Source organism: Streptomyces sp. NPDC054866 (assembly GCF_053610745.1).
Map to the genome: position 1 here is coordinate 562955 of NZ_JBSGZA010000003.1, position 12953 is coordinate 575907.

At 70.7% G+C, this 12953-nt stretch carries 13 protein-coding genes; 6 read left to right on the forward strand and 7 right to left on the reverse strand.

Annotated features, from left to right (window positions below; all coding sequences use genetic code 11):
- Positions 1-79: 79 nt before the first annotated feature.
- Positions 80-1198 (reverse strand): hypothetical protein, encoded by a 1119-nt coding sequence (locus ACWGI2_RS18040; protein WP_453397239.1) that lies wholly within the window; start codon positions 1196-1198, stop codon positions 80-82.
- A gap of 90 nt (positions 1199-1288) precedes the next feature.
- On the opposite strand from ACWGI2_RS18040, the gene ACWGI2_RS18045 reads away from it, so the two are divergent.
- On the forward strand, positions 1289-2443 hold the full coding sequence (locus ACWGI2_RS18045) for a cystathionine gamma-synthase (RefSeq protein WP_453397238.1): 1155 nt from the start codon (positions 1289-1291) through the stop codon (positions 2441-2443).
- Between the two features lie 16 nt (positions 2444-2459).
- Here the strand turns inward: ACWGI2_RS18045 and ACWGI2_RS18050 are convergent, their stop codons facing one another.
- The 3 genes from ACWGI2_RS18050 to ACWGI2_RS18060 all read right to left on the reverse strand — a co-directional run bounded on the left by ACWGI2_RS18050 (position 2460) and on the right by ACWGI2_RS18060 (position 3794).
- Positions 2460-2714, reverse strand: coding sequence for a hypothetical protein (locus ACWGI2_RS18050; RefSeq protein ID WP_453397237.1), 255 nt, complete (start codon positions 2712-2714; stop codon positions 2460-2462).
- Entirely contained in the window at positions 2711-3193 is a 483-nt protein-coding gene (locus tag ACWGI2_RS18055) for a sigma factor-like helix-turn-helix DNA-binding protein (protein ID WP_453696235.1), read from the reverse strand. The genes ACWGI2_RS18050 and ACWGI2_RS18055 overlap by 4 nt, the downstream gene beginning before the upstream one ends.
- Before the next feature lie 97 nt (positions 3194-3290).
- Entirely contained in the window at positions 3291-3794 is a 504-nt protein-coding gene (locus ACWGI2_RS18060; RefSeq protein WP_453397235.1) for a MarR family winged helix-turn-helix transcriptional regulator, read from the reverse strand.
- Positions 3795-3939: 145 nt separating this feature from the next.
- Here ACWGI2_RS18060 and ilvA point away from each other — a divergent pair, with 145 nt between their 5' ends.
- From ilvA to ACWGI2_RS18075, 3 genes are all read left to right on the forward strand, one after another.
- Positions 3940-5169 carry a threonine ammonia-lyase gene (ilvA, locus tag ACWGI2_RS18065; RefSeq protein ID WP_453696236.1) on the forward strand — a complete coding sequence of 410 codons (1230 nt, stop codon included), beginning with the start codon at positions 3940-3942 and terminating at the stop codon, positions 5167-5169.
- 201 nt (positions 5170-5370) lie between these two features.
- Positions 5371-6381, forward strand: a complete 1011-nt coding sequence (locus ACWGI2_RS18070; protein WP_453696238.1) for an ATP-binding cassette domain-containing protein — start codon at positions 5371-5373, stop codon at positions 6379-6381.
- A complete protein-coding gene (locus ACWGI2_RS18075) occupies positions 6378-7229 on the forward strand; it encodes an ABC transporter permease (protein WP_453397233.1) in 852 nt (283 codons plus the stop codon). Before ACWGI2_RS18070 ends, ACWGI2_RS18075 begins: the two co-directional genes overlap by 4 nt.
- Before the next feature lie 75 nt (positions 7230-7304).
- Here ACWGI2_RS18075 and greA read toward each other — a convergent pair whose 3' ends face one another.
- Positions 7305-7802, reverse strand: a complete 498-nt coding sequence (greA, locus tag ACWGI2_RS18080) for a transcription elongation factor GreA (RefSeq protein WP_453397232.1) — start codon at positions 7800-7802, stop codon at positions 7305-7307.
- Positions 7803-8024: 222 nt separating this feature from the next.
- On the reverse strand, positions 8025-8432 hold the full coding sequence (locus tag ACWGI2_RS18085; protein ID WP_453696240.1) for a DUF4307 domain-containing protein: 408 nt from the start codon (positions 8430-8432) through the stop codon (positions 8025-8027).
- A 113-nt stretch (positions 8433-8545) separates the two neighbouring features.
- On the opposite strand from ACWGI2_RS18085, the gene mca reads away from it, so the two are divergent.
- Together mca and ACWGI2_RS18095 are read left to right on the forward strand one after the other, a co-directional pair.
- Entirely contained in the window at positions 8546-9427 is an 882-nt protein-coding gene (mca, locus tag ACWGI2_RS18090; RefSeq protein ID WP_367044597.1) for a mycothiol conjugate amidase Mca, read from the forward strand.
- Between the two features lie 19 nt (positions 9428-9446).
- The gene (locus ACWGI2_RS18095) at positions 9447-9707 is read left to right on the forward strand and encodes a hypothetical protein (protein WP_453696760.1); all 261 of its coding nucleotides are present in this window, start codon (positions 9447-9449) and stop codon (positions 9705-9707) included.
- Here the strand turns inward: ACWGI2_RS18095 and ACWGI2_RS18100 are convergent.
- Positions 9704-12898 carry a tetratricopeptide repeat protein gene (locus ACWGI2_RS18100; protein ID WP_453696241.1) on the reverse strand — a complete coding sequence of 1065 codons (3195 nt, stop codon included), beginning with the start codon at positions 12896-12898 and terminating at the stop codon, positions 9704-9706. The genes ACWGI2_RS18095 and ACWGI2_RS18100 overlap by 4 nt on opposite strands.
- Between the last annotated feature and the right edge of the window lie 55 nt (positions 12899-12953).

Below are 12953 nucleotides of genomic sequence, written 5' to 3' on the forward strand. Positions count from 1 at the left end.
CAGGAGGGTGGAGCGGGGGAGCTGGGTGTGCGGCTCCTACGTCAACGTGTGCGGGGCGGGCCGCATTCCGCGGCCGGGCTCAGTGCGGCAGTGTCGCCGGGCTGCCGCCGTTCGCCTCATAGCCCCCCACTGCCAGCGCGCGGTACACCGCGTAGTCCGCGGCCGGGTCGGAAGAGACCGTCCAGGGCAGGGCGCCGACGTGGCCGTCCACGTGGATCAGCTGGTTCATCGCCTCCGCCCAGCGCTCGCTGCGGACCAGGAAGAAGACCAGCAGGTGCCGCACGTGCGCCAGCATCGGGTCGTCAGGGCGTGCCGAGTGCACCGCGTACAGCGCGCCCTCCACCGCCTTCGTGACGGTCTCGCTCTCGTAGAAACCACGGACCAGATTGACCTCGGGCAGGTGCTCGTACACCGCGAAGAGCGGGAGCGCGGAGAGCAGCGAGCCCTTGGGGGCGCGGGCCGCCGCGGCCTCCGCGAAGTTGTTCGCGAGCTCACGCGAGCCGTGCCACTTCTCGCACCAGTAGTGCAGGGCCGCCAGATGCGCCCCCATGTGCGCGGGCGCGCGGTCCAGGATCTTCAGCCACAGCTGCTCGAACTCCTCGCGCGGATACGCGAGGCCGCGCGCGATCGAGAGCTCGATGATGTACGGGACCGGGTCGCCGGGGGAGAGGAGCGCCGCCTGCGCGCAGGCCTCCTTCGCCTCCTCCAGGATGATCCGGAACTCGTCCGTCCCGGACGTGGAGGACCGCCAGGCCTGCTGGACCAGGAACTCGGCGTGCACCGCAGCGCCGCCCGCGTCCTTGGGCGCCTCGGCCCGCCACACCCGCAGCCACTGCCCGCCGGGCTGGTCGCTGACCCCGCCGGGCCGCTCCTGGAGCTCCAGGGAGGCCGCGCCCGCGAACGCCTGTACGCGCTGCCAGCGCACCTCGCCGTGCACCTCCGTGCCCGCGAGCAGCTGCGAGGCCGCCTTCCAGCTCTGCGACTGCTGGACCACGTCAAGGACGTCCAGGAGGTCGCGGTCCGGGCCGGGCATGCGGATGTCCAGCTCCTCCTGCCGCGCGAAGCCGTAGTCCGCCGGGTCCGCGGCGTCCGGTGAACCGGGGGCGACCTGCCGGATTCCGCCGCGCCTGCGCAGCAGGACGGGGCCGAGCACCGCCCCGATCATGATCGCTGCCATCAGCACCCAGAGAATCTCCATGAGTACAAGCGAACCAGACCGGTCTGACACTTGGCGAACCAGTCTCGAACTCGTCGGGCCTTCCCCTGTCCCGGACTAGGCTCTGGCCACATGAGTGACACGTTCAGCAGCCAGAGTTTCGAGACCGTCGCGATCCACGCGGGCAATACCGCCGACCCGCTCACCGGCGCGGTCGTCCCGCCGATCTACCAGGTGTCGACGTACAAGCAGGACGGCGTCGGCGGGCTGCGCGGCGGCTATGAATACAGCCGCAGCGCCAACCCCACCCGCACCGCCCTTGAGGAGAACCTGGCCGCGCTCGAGGGCGGCAGTCGCGGGCTCGCCTTCGCGTCGGGTCTCGCCGCGGAGGACTGCCTCCTGCGTACGCTGCTCGCCCCCGGTGACCACGTGGTCATCCCCAATGACGCGTACGGCGGCACGTTCCGGCTCTTCGCGAAGGTCGTCTCGCGGTGGGGCGTGGAGTGGTCGGTCGCCGACACCTCAGACCCGGCGGCGGTACGGGCCGCGGTGACCGACCGTACGAAGGCGATCTGGGTGGAGACCCCCTCCAACCCGCTGCTCGGCATCACGGACATCGCCGCCGTCGCGCAGGTCGCCAAGGAGACGGGGGCCCGGCTCGTCGTCGACAACACCTTCGCGAGCCCCTACCTCCAGCAGCCGCTCGCGCTCGGCGCTGACGTCGTCGTGCACTCCCTGACGAAGTACATGGGCGGGCACTCGGACGTCGTGGGCGGCGCGCTGGTCGTCAACGACCCGGAGCTGGGCGAGGAGTTGGCGTACCACCAGAACGCGATGGGCGCGGTGGCCGGGCCCTTCGACGCGTGGCTGGTCCTTCGCGGCATCAAGACGCTGGCCGTCCGGATGGATCGGCACAGCGAGAACGCGACGAAGATCGCCGAGATGCTGACGCGGCACGCGCGCGTGACGCGTGTTCTCTACCCCGGGCTTCCGGAGCACCCGGGTCACGAGACCGCCGCCAAGCAGATGAAGGCGTTCGGCGGGATGGTGTCCTTCCAGGTCGCCGGGGGCGAGGAGGCGGCGGTGGCCGTCTGCGACCGCGCGAAGCTGTTCACCCTGGGGGAGTCGCTCGGCGGTGTGGAGTCCCTGATCGAGCACCCTGGGCGGATGACGCACGCCTCTGTGGTGGGCTCGGCGCTTGAGGTCCCCGCGGATCTGGTGCGCCTCTCGGTGGGCATCGAGTCCGCGGACGACCTGCTGGCCGACCTGCAGCAGGCCCTGGGCTAGTCGCCCTCGCGCCCGCTCACCAGCGGGTGAGGGGTGGAGTCGTCTCCGAAGGCGGCTCCACCCACGGCTGCTCGACCGACGCCCAGACCACGAAGACGACCGCCGCCACGAGCAGCAGGAGCCACAGGAACCGGCGCACTGCCCTTCTGCGGCGCAGCATGCGGCCGCCGCGGCGGACCGCCTCCTCGTAGAGCTCGGGCGGGGCCGAGGGGGGCGTGCCGTCGTCCAGGAGCCGGCGGACCTCGCTCGCTTTGCGGTCGTAGTGGCTCATGACGGGGCCGCCTCCCCCAGGGGAACCGGCGGCGCGGGGCCGCGCGGCGGGTGCAGGACCGTCTCCATCGCGCGGACGCAGATCGTCTCCACCCGGTCGGTGGGCAGGCCGAGCAGCGCCGCGGTCTGTTCCTCGGCGACGCCTTCATAGAGCCGCAGTACGAGAATCAGCCGCTCCTGGGGCGTGAGGCGGGCCAGGACGCCGCCGTGCCCTCGGTGCCGGCGCCAGGCCCCGCGTGCGAAGCGGATGGCCAGCTGCTGGCGGGTGCGGTCGTACGGGTCCTCGCCGCGCATCCGGTCCCAGGTCGCGTACGAGTGCGCGAGGGACGCGGTCAGCAGGGCACGCGCGCGTGGGTTGGCGTCCGGCGGTTCGGCGGTGAGCAGCGTCGCGGCATGCAGCAGCCGCCCTGCCGCGCCCGCGACGAACGCCTCGAACTCCCGGGCCCGGCGGGCGTTCAGGAACGCCTGCCGTTCGCGCACCGCGTCTCCCGCCTGGAGGGGACCGGGCCCCCGGTCTCATATGAGGCCAGGCGCATGGCCCAGGTCAAGAGGCAGGCGCCCCGGAGCCGTCGGTGCCTTACGAAGCGGGCGCGTCCGGCGTCGACTGCGAGGTCTGGCGGGCGGAGAGCGCGGAATTGAAGCGCGTGAGGAGCGTGCAGAAGCTCTCGCGCTCCTCCGGGGACCAGTCTTCGGTCAGCTCGGCCATGAGGTCACGCCGTGAGGACCGTACTTCGTTGAGGCGTGCCTCGCCGCGCGGCGACAGCTGGAGCACCACGGCGCGGCCGTCCTCGGGGTGCGATGTGCGCTTGACGAGCCCGGTGTCGACCAGCGGGGCGACCTGCCGGGTGACCGTCGAGGAGTCGATGCCCATGCTCGCCGCGAGCGCTTTGACGCCCATCGGCCCCTCCTTGTCGAGGCGGTTGAGCAGCAGGTACGCGGCGCGGTCCATGGAGTTGCGGACCTGTCCTACGCCGCCGAGGCGCGTCTGCTCCGCACGGCGGGCGAACACGGCCACCTGGTGCTGGAGCGTATCGAGGAGGCCGGGATCGCTGGCGGTCGTCATGTCCGGAGTTGTGGGCATGGCCGGGGGCTCACTTCATGCGAGGGCGATGGGTTGGGGGACAGGGTACGCGGCCGGGACGCGGGGCGTACCAGCGCTGCGCAAACCAGTCTCGGCACGTGGTCACCGCAGGAGGACCCTGGTGTGAACTGGGAGACTGGCTGTCATGAGCTACCGCACGCCTCACTCCTTGCCGACGGTCACCCTCGACGACGTGCGCGGTGCCCAGAAGATGCTCTCGGGCGTGTCAAGAATGACGGCGATGGAGGGCAGCAGGCACCTGTCGCAGCTGGTGGGCGCGCCGGTGCACTTCAAGTGCGAGAACCTCCAGCGGACGGGCTCGTTCAAGCTGCGCGGCGCGTACGTACGGATCGCGGGCCTGCTCCCCGAGGAGCGCGCGGCCGGTGTGGTCGCCGCGAGCGCGGGCAACCACGCGCAGGGTGTGGCCCTCGCGTCCTCCCTGCTCGGTGTGCGGTCCACGGTCTTCATGCCGGTGGGCGCGCCGCTGCCCAAGGTCGCCGCGACCCGCGACTACGGCGCGGAGGTGCGGCTGCACGGCCAGGTGGTCGACGAGACGCTGGCCGCCGCCCAGGAGTACGCCGACGAGACGGGCGCGGTCTTCATCCACCCCTTCGACCACCCCGACATCATCGCGGGGCAGGGCACGGTGGGCCTGGAGATCCTGGAGCAGTGCCCCGAGCTGCGCACCCTGGTCCTGGGCGTCGGCGGCGGCGGGCTCGCCGCGGGCATCGCGGTGGCGGTCAAGTCGCTGCGCCCCGACGTCAAGGTGATCGGCGTGCAGGCGGCGGGCTCCGCGGCGTACCCGCCCTCGCTCGCGGCCGGGCACCCGGTGTCGATAGAGAACCCGGCGACGATGGCCGACGGCATCAAGGTCGGGCGCCCCGGCGACGTGCCGTTCCAGATCATCGACGAGCTGCTCGACGGCATCGTCACCGTCTCCGAGGACGAACTGTCCAGCGCGCTGCTGCTCTGCCTGGAGCGGGCCAAGATGGTCGTCGAGCCGGCGGGCGCGAGCCCCGTCGCGGCGCTCCTGAGCAGGCCGAGGGAGTTCGAGGGCCCGGTGGTCGCGCTCCTGTCGGGCGGCAACGTCGACCCGCTCCTGATGCAGCGGATCCTGCGCCACGGCATGGCGGCGGCGGGCCGCTACCTGTCGCTGCGGCTGCGCCTGACGGACCGGCCGGGGGCGCTGGCCACGCTTCTCGGGGTGTTGTCAGTGGTCGACGCTAACGTCCTTGACGTGGGCCACGTGCGGACCGATCCGCGCCTCGGACTCACGGAGGTGGAGGTGGAGTTGCACCTGGAGACCAAGGGGCCCGAGCACTGCACCGAGGTCGGGGCGGCCCTGCGCGAGGCGGGTTACACCGTCATCGGCTGACGCCGGGGGCTCCCCGAAATTCCCCTGCATCAGGCGCTGTTCCCCGCTATTTTGCGTTATCCACAGGCTTCGCGAACCCCGTTGAGAAAACGCGATGTATCGCGTTATGGTGTGTCTCACGCCACTGGTCGCCGGGCGCGTCATACCCGGCAAATCTAAGCTTTTCCGTAGGAAGTCACCCAAACCACTGGGGGAACTCACATGCCAGGCGCCATCTACGCCGAAGGTCTGGTGAAGACCTTCGGCGACGTAAGGGCTCTGGACGGCGTCGATCTGGATGTCCCGGAAGGCACCGTGCTCGGCCTCCTCGGGCCGAACGGCGCGGGCAAGACCACGGCGGTGCGCTGTCTGACGACGCTTCTGACGCCGGACAGCGGCCGTGCGGTCGTCGCGGGCATCGACGTACTGAAGCATCCGAACGAAGTGCGGCGGTCGATCGGCCTCTCGGGCCAGTTCGCCGCCGTCGACGAGTACCTCACGGGCCGCGAGAACCTCCAAATGGTCGGCCAGCTCTACCAGATGAAGGCGAAGGAGGCGAAGGCCAGGGCGGGCGAGCTGCTCGACCGGTTCAATCTCGCCGACGCTGCGGACCGCCCCTCCAAGACGTATTCGGGAGGCATGCGCCGCCGCCTCGACCTCGCCGCCGCGCTCGTCGTGTCGCCCCCGGTGATGTTCATGGACGAGCCGACCACGGGCCTCGACCCGCGCAACAGGCAGCAGCTCTGGGAGGTCATCCAGGAGCTGGTGTCGGGGGGCACGACCCTGCTGCTCACCACCCAGTACCTCGAAGAGGCCGACCACCTGGCGCACGACATCTGCGTCGTGGACCACGGCCGGGTCATCGCGCGCGGCACGTCCGACCAGCTCAAGGCGCAGACGGGCGGCGAGCGCGTCGAGGTCGTGGTGCACGAGCGCGAGCACATCACCTCGGCCACGGAGGTCCTGCGCGGCTTCGGCAAGGGCGAGGTCGCCGTCGAGAACCACACCCGCAAGCTCACGGTCCCGGTCGCGGGCGGCGCCAAGCTGCTCGCCGAGGTCATCCGCGAGCTGGACGCCCGCGGGGTCGAGATCGACGACATCGGGCTGCGCCGCCCGACCCTGGACGACGTGTTCATCTCGCTGACCGGCCACGTGGCCGAGGTGGCGAACGGCGAGAACGGCGAGATGGGCGAGAACGGCGAGAACGTCAAAGACACGGAGGGCGCGAAGTGAGCGCGACAACCGAAGCGGTCCGGAATGTGGCCCCCAGGCCGCGCGGCGGCGTCGTCCAGTCGGTCAACGACTCCCTCGTCGTCGCCAAGCGCAATCTCATCCGCATGACGCGCATCCCGGAGATGATCATCTTCGGCCTGATCCAGCCGATCATGTTCGTGGTCCTTTTCGCCTACGTCTTCGGCGGCTCGATGAACATCGGGGGCACCACGGACCCCGGTGTCTACCGCGAGTTCCTGATGGCCGGCATCTTCGCCCAGACCGTCACCTTCGCCACCGCGGGCGCCGGCGCGGGCATCGCCGACGACATGCACAAGGGGCTCATCGACCGGTTCCGGTCGCTGCCCATGGCGCGCGGCGCCGTCCTCACCGGCCGGACCATCGCCGACCTCGTGCAGACCGCGCTCACCCTCGTCGTCCTCGCGATCGTCGCGCTCCTGGTCGGCTGGCGGGTCCACGAGGGGATCGGCAAGGCGATCGGCGCCTTCGGCCTGCTCCTCCTGCTCGGCTATGCCTTCACCTGGATCGGGGCGCTCATCGGCCTCTCGGTCCGCACCCCGGAGGCGGCCACATCGGGCGGCCTGATCTGGCTCTTCCCGGTCACGTTCATCTCGAACGCCTTCGTCCCCACGGACAACATGGCCACGTGGATCCAGACCATCGCCGACTGGAACCCCTTCAGCGCCACCGTCCAGGCCTGCCGCGAGCTGTTCGGCAACCCCGGAGTGGTCGACTCCTCGGCCTGGCCCATGCAGCACCCGGTCTGGGCCTCGGTGATCTACTCGATCCTGATCGTCGTGCTCTTCCGGACCCTCGCGGTCCGCAAGTACCGCTCGGCCACCGCCTGAGCCCAGGCACGCGAAAGGTCCCCGGCGCACCGAGCGCCGGGGACCTTTCGCGTCAACCGAAGAAGCCGAGCGGCCTCAGGCCTGGTACGGCTTGGCCTGGAGGATCTTCACCGAGGCGAACTTGCCGTTCGGCAGTTCGTACTGCGCGTCCTCGCCGATCTTCTTGCCGTTCACGCCGCTGCCGAGCGGGGACTGCGGCGAATACGTCTCGATATCGGCGCTCGCGTACTCGCGCGAGGCGAGCAGGAACGTCAGGGTGTCGTCCTCGTCGCCGTCAAAGGCGATCGTCACGACCATGCCGGGCGCGACCACGCCGTCCGCGGCCGGCGCCTCACCGACCTTCGCATGCTCCAGGAGCTGGGTCAGCTGGCGGACGCGGAGCTCCTGCTTGCCCTGCTCCTCCTTGGCCGCGTGGTACCCGCCGTTCTCGCGCAGGTCGCCCTCCTCACGTGCCGCCGCGATCTTCGTAGCGATCTCGGTGCGCGCGGGACCAGACAGGTACTCCAGCTCGGCCTTGAGCTGGTTGTACGCCTCCTGGGTCAGCCAGGTGACGTTCTCGCTGGTCTGGGTCACAGGTGCTCCTCGTAGGTACTGGGAATACAAAGCATCGCCCTACCCAGAAGGATGTTCCCTAACGGGTGGGCGAAACCACGAGCCTAACAATTCAGGCGCGTGAGGGGGAGGACATAAGCCATCAGAAATACGTCAACGCAGGTGAGAGCCGGTACACCGGGGGCGTCGGTCGGTCAGCGTGACGCAAGGGACGCCCCGGAGCGCGGCTCACGGCGGCCGCGGTCAGTCCGAGTGGCAGCCGAGCAGTTCCGCGCTCGTCCCGCGCGCCTTCGTGCGCAGCGTGACGACCTTGTCGATCCGGCCGTCGTTCTGGTCGAAGCGGAAGTCCGCGCGACCCACCTCTTCGCCGTCCTCGGCCTGTGAGCGCACGGTGCAGTAGCCCTTGGCGTCCGCGTCCTTGCGCACCTCAAGGTGCACCTCGACCGCGCCGGCGGAGACGACGTCGAACTTGATCACTTCACCGCTGACCTTCGTGCCGGACACGTAGTCGTATCCGAACCAGCCGATCATCAGGAGGAAGAGCACACCGAGGACGCCGCCGATGATCTTCAGCTTGCGGTCCGCGCGTTCATCGGCCGAGCGTGCGCGGTCGTACCGCCCCTCGGGGAGCTTGTCGCTCACGGCGGCCATGATCTTCCTCCAGGAAAAGGGATGCCGGAATTTTCCGCCCCCCGGTTCCGTCACTATAGAAGCCGCCCATTGCGCCATATCGACCAGGGCGCCGGATCACTGAGGATCGAGTCTTGACTGAGCAGCTGCGACTGATGGCCGTCCACGCCCACCCCGACGACGAGTCGTCGAAGGGCGCGGCCACCATGGCCAAGTACGTGTCCGAGGGGGTGGACGTGCATGTCGTGACCTGCACGGGCGGGGAGCGCGGCGACATCCTCAACCCCAAGCTCCAGGGTGACAAGTACATCCAGGAGAACATCCACGAGGTGCGCAGGAAGGAGATGGACGAGGCCCGCGAGATCCTCGGCGTCAAGCAGGACTGGCTCGGCTTCGTCGATTCGGGTCTGCCCGAGGGCGACCCGCTGCCGCCGCTGCCCGAGGGCTGCTTCGCCCTGGAGGACGTCGACAAGGCGGCCGGTGAGCTCGTCCGGCAGATCCGCTCCTTCCGTCCGCAGGTCATCACGACGTACGACGAGAACGGCGGCTATCCGCACCCCGACCACATCATGACCCACAAGATCACGATGGTGGCCTTCGACGGAGCGGCGGACGCCGAGAAGTACCCGGAGAGCGAGTTCGGCCCGGTCTTCCAGCCACAGAAGCTCTACTACAACCAGGGCTTCAACCGTCCCCGCACCGAGGCGCTGCACAAGGCCATGCTCGACAAGGGCCTGGAGTCGCCCTACGGGGACTGGCTGAAGCGGTGGGACGAGTTCGAGCGGGTCGAGCGCACGCTGACCACGCACGTTCCCTGCGCCGACTTCTACGAGGTCCGCGACCGGGCGCTGATCGCGCACGCCACGCAGATCGACCCCGAGGGCGGCTGGTTCCGCGTGCCGATGGAGCTCCAGAAGGAGGTCTGGCCCACGGAGGAGTACGAGCTCGCGAAGTCGCTCGTCGATACATCCCTCCCCGAGGACGACCTCTTTGCGGGCATCCGCGACAATGCCTAGCGTGAACGCACATCTGGCAATGACGCATCTCGTCCCTCTCGCCAAAGAGGTCGACGATGACAAGGTGACCCCGGGTGTTCTCGGCTTCATCGTCTTCGCGGTGATGGCTCTCGCCGTCTGGGGGCTGATGAAGTCGATGAACAAGCACATGCGGAAGGTCGACTTCAAGGAGCCCGCGGAGGCCGCCTCCAGGCCCTCCGCGGAGGTCTCCTCCAGCTCCTCCAGCTCCTCCACGGAGGGCGAGACCTCCGGGGCCGAGGCCGAGGCCCGCAAGGGCTAGCCCGCTCCCGTCACCGTCACTCCCATCACCTCTCGGGAGTGACGGTTCGGCACCATGCCCAGGCGCCAGGCCTGCCAGCCCGACTCCAGGTCGGCGCCGCGCTCCAGGAGCAGGCCGAACGCCTCCATGTAGTCGTCCAGCTTGCCGTCGCGCGTCGGATGACCGGCGCGGGCCAGCTGGCTGAGCTCCTCGTGGGCGACGGCGGTGCCGATCTCCCAGCCGCCGGGCGACCCGTACGGCAGCAGGGTGCAGCGCAGGAAGCGGGCCCAGTCCTCGCCTCGCCGGTCGCCGTACGACGCGAACAGCGCCGCCGCCTCGTCGCACAGGGCGAGCGCCTGCTGGGCGCGCGTGTTCCCCGCGTCCACGACAGCGAGCTCCAGACACGTCCACGCCTCGCCGTGCGCGACCCCGATGCGCTGGAAGTCGGCGCGGGCGTCCACCAGGAGCTGGCGGGCGAAGCCGGAGTTGCGCAGCGAACCCGTCTGGGCGGCGCGCTGGTCGCGGGTCACGCGAGCCGAGTGGTGCCGCGCGCAGGCCAGGCCGTACACGTCCCGCATCCGCGAGAACATCGTCCGTGAGCGCTCCAGCTCACGCACCGCCTGGTCCAGGCTGCCCGCCTCCTCCAGGGCCTGGCCCAGGTAGTAGGCGCTCCACGCCTCGCCGCGCGCGTCCTCGTTGTCACGGTGCCGGGAGACCGCCTGCCGCAGCCCGTCGACCGCGGCCGAAGCGTCGCCGTCCACCAGGCGGGCCCGCGCCAGCTGCGTCAGGGCCCAGGCCTCGCCGCGGCCGTCACGCGTGCGCCCGTACAGATCGAGGGCGCCCCGCAGCTGCTCCTCCGCGCGCGGTACGTCGCCCATGCGCAGGAAGAGCTGGCCGAGCTGGAAGTGCGCCCAGGCCTCGCCGTGCAGGGAGTCGTTCTCGCGGTGCAGGACGAGCGAGGTCTCCAGGAGGCCGAGGGCCTGGTTGAGGTTGGCGCGGTCACGCTCCACCGCCGCGAGAGCGTGCATCGTCCAGGCGCGGTCACCGGCGAGCTCGTCGGGGGCCTGGAGATCGAGGGCCTCGCGCAGGCGCGCCGACGCCTCCGTCAGATTGCCCTGATGGTGCAGCGTGATCCCCAGGGAGCACAGGGCGAGCGCGGCGCCCGCGTCCTGGTGCGCCTCCATGTACAGGTCGACCACCGACGTCAGGGTCGTCCGCGCCTGGTCGAGCTCGCCGAGCTGACGGGACGCGATGCCCGTGCGCCACCGCACGCTCCGTGAGAGAAGCCCCTGGTCGACGGCCTGCGTCAATTCGCTGATCTCGCCCAGGCGGTAGAGGTCGCCGCGCAGCAGGCAGTAGTCGCACAGTGCGCCCAGGAGATTGAGCACCGCCTCCTGGTCCACGCCCTCCGCGTGCCGCAGTGCCGCCGTGATGAAGCTCGACTCGTCGTCCAGCCAGCGCAGGGCCGCCTCCAGCGAGGAGAAGCCGTGCCGGTCGAACTGGCCGGCCCGCGTCGACATCTTGCCGTCGACCAGGCGGATCACCGATCCGGCGAGCTCGCTGTAGCTGACGATGAGACGTTCCTGCGCGGCCGTGCGCTCGCCGGGCTCCTCCTCGTCGATGAGGCGGGCAAGCGCGAAGGCACGTACGAGATCGTGCAGGCGGTAGCGGCTGCCGCGCACGTGGTCGACGAGACCCGCGCGCGACAGCGCGGTCAGCTGGCGGGCCGCTTCCGCCTCGTCGGCGCCGAGCAGGGCAGCCGCGGCGGCCGTGCCCAGGGACGCGCGCCCCGCGAGCGCGAGCCTGCGCAGAAGGCGCCGCGCGGGCTCGCTCTGGTCGGTGTAGCGCAGCCACAGGACACGCTCGACGGGCTCCACAGGGCCGTACGCGGACAGATCGGCGGCCAGCTGCGTCGCCGTGCGCGAGCCGATCGAGGACCCGGCGACGCGCAGGGCCAGCGGAAGCCCGCCGCACAACTCCCGCACCGCGTCCGCGGATTCGGCGTCGTAGGGCCCGGAGGTGTCCTCGGCCGCCTCGCGCAGCAGCTGCTCGGCGCCCGCCGCGTCGAGCGGCTCCACCGGCAGCTGGTGCACCCAGGCGGGCAGGTCGGCGGGGAGTTCCAGGGGCTTGCGGGTGGTGACGAGGACGAGGCTGTCGGAGCGCTCGGGCACGAGGGTGCGCACCTGCTCCGGGTCGCTCGCGTCGTCGAGTACGACGGTCACCGCGAGCCCGGTCAGATACTGGTGGTACAGCTCGCTGAGCCGTTTGACCTGTTGTTCCTGCGAGGAACGCTCACGGAAGAGGAGCTGCTCGCGCGGGGCGCCCAATCGATTCAGCAGATGCAGGAGCGCGTCCCGCGTCGACAGCGGCTGGGAACTCTCGCCCCGCAGGTCGACGACGCAGGCGCCCCGGAACTGGTCCCGCAGATCGTGCGCGGCCCGCACGGCGAGCGAGGACCGCCCGGAGCCCGGCACGCCGTGCAGCACGACGACGGTGGGCCGGGTCTCGGTGCTCGCCCGCGCGGCGTGCACCCACTGGGCCACACGGGCGAGCTCGGCCCGCCGCCCCGCGAACGGCCCCTCGGGCTCCGGCAGTTGGGCGAACGACTGCTCCAGTACGGTACGCCTGCGTGCCGCCGCGCTCTTGTCCGTGCCCCGCAGCTGCGGCGAGGTCTTCTTCTTGGTGGTGGGCGCCTGAAGCAGCCGCTGCTGGTCGAGGAAGGGCCGGATGCCCCGCACATCGAGGGCCGTCAGCCACTGCAGCCGCAGCTGCTCGGGCCCGCCGGGCTGGCTGATCGCACCGGCGCGGCGGCTGGCCGCGGGCACGTGGGACGCGGTGACCTTCAGGACGGTGGTGGCCGCGCCGACGACGGCGACGGCGGCACCCGCGCCGAGCGCGGTCGACGTCCCGGTCCCGAGCGCGAGGTCGGCGACACACGCACCCACGGCCGCAACGACGGCCACGAGCAGGGGAGTTCCGGCCCCTTCCTTGGCGTAGCGCTGCCCGAAGGAGAGCTGACCGGCCTCCGCCTCGTCGACGGCCTGCGTATAAGCGGCGTACTCCTCGGCGGCGGTCTGCCCCATGTCCTCCAGCGCGCCCCGGGCCCGCGAGAGCAGCACGCCCCCGTCGATACGCCCGCCGGAGCGCCGCACCTCTTCCTCCACCGCCCGCACCAACAGCCGCTCGGCTTCGGCCCGATGGCTGTCCCGCATATGGGTCCCCCTCCGAGAGCAATATCTGAGATCAGCAGTCACCTGCGGTCACAAG